Consider the following 1,183-nt stretch of genomic DNA (forward strand, 5'->3'; position numbering starts at 1 on the left):
TAGGTCCGTGCTGCCCTGGGCTGCCGTCGGCTCTGTGAGGTTCAGTGCGGCGAAGACCCGGTCGCTGGTTGTGCCGGGGGCGGTGATCCGGGGGGCGGGGTGGTGGGTGTGGCCGGGGCCAGCCGGGTCCGTGGTCTCCTGCGGTGCTGTCCTGCTGGGTTGGTCGGAGGTCCCCCGGGGCAGTTCACCTGGCCCGTTTTCGGCGATGCCGTGCCGGCCCAGGGCATCCACCCGCACCCCCAGCCGGTTGAGCCGCTTGCCATCGAACCGCAGTTTGAGTTTCTGGGTGGTGAGGCCGTGGGCCGCAAGGACGCCCCTGATCACGCCTTCCTCCAGGCCGAGGCGGGCGGCCAGGTCGGCGAGATGCACACCGAGGTGGCTGTTCGCTGCTGCCAGCTGGCGGATGGTGCGGGCGAGGTCCTCGATGGTCGGGAGGTGGGCGAGGCCGTGCCCGCCCAGATCCTCCACCCGCACCCCCAGCCGTCCGCGCTGCTTGTCGCCGAACTGCAATTGGAGTTTCGTCTTGAGGATGATGCCGTTGGCCTCGAGGACGTTCCTGATGCCGTATTCCTGCAGGTCGAGGTGCTTGAATTCCTGCTGGCCGCGGAGGTGGGTGGTCAGGTCGGCAAGGTGCACACCGACGCGATTCCGCTGCCCGGCCAGCTCGCGGATGGTCCGGGCGATCTTCTCGATGGACGGGAGGTGTGCCGGTCCCGGCATCCCCGGAACACCGACGACCTGCCCACGGGGTTCCTCCCCCTGTTGCGGGAGACCGGCCCCCAAAACGCCGGTGTCCAGGCCCTGCTCCCCGGAAAGGTCCCAGTCCATCAGCGCGCCCCAGTCCGTCGCCTCGGTGGTGAGGGTGGGGTCCGCCGGTGGTGCCGGGGGTGGGGTTTGGAGGGAGATGTCGGCGAGGAGCCGTTGTGCCTGTTCGTGGTGTTCCGCGGTCACTTCCTCCTGGGGATCGAGGCCGAGAAGGGTCCTGGTCATGGCTGTCCAGTCGGCCTGTCCGTCCGCGCCGGGAAGGGCGAACGCGTCGAAACCGGGACCGTTACCGGCCATCCAGCCGTCGCCGTCGCCGGGGTCGTGGTCGTGGTCGGGGTTGTGGTTGTGGTCCGGGTGGTTCGTTCCCTGTTGCGGGAGACCGGCCCCCAGAACGCCGGTGTCCGGGTTCTGGCTGTCC

1 protein-coding gene is annotated in these 1,183 nt (G+C 69.7%); it reads right to left on the reverse strand.

Features of this window, described 5'->3' with window-relative positions; all coding sequences use genetic code 11:
- A partial coding sequence (locus tag ACWCPY_RS43325) for a hypothetical protein (RefSeq protein WP_451274706.1) occupies window positions 1-1,183 on the reverse strand: 1,183 nt, incomplete at both ends.

The sequence above is a fragment of the Streptomyces sp. NPDC002403 genome, from assembly GCF_053593015.1.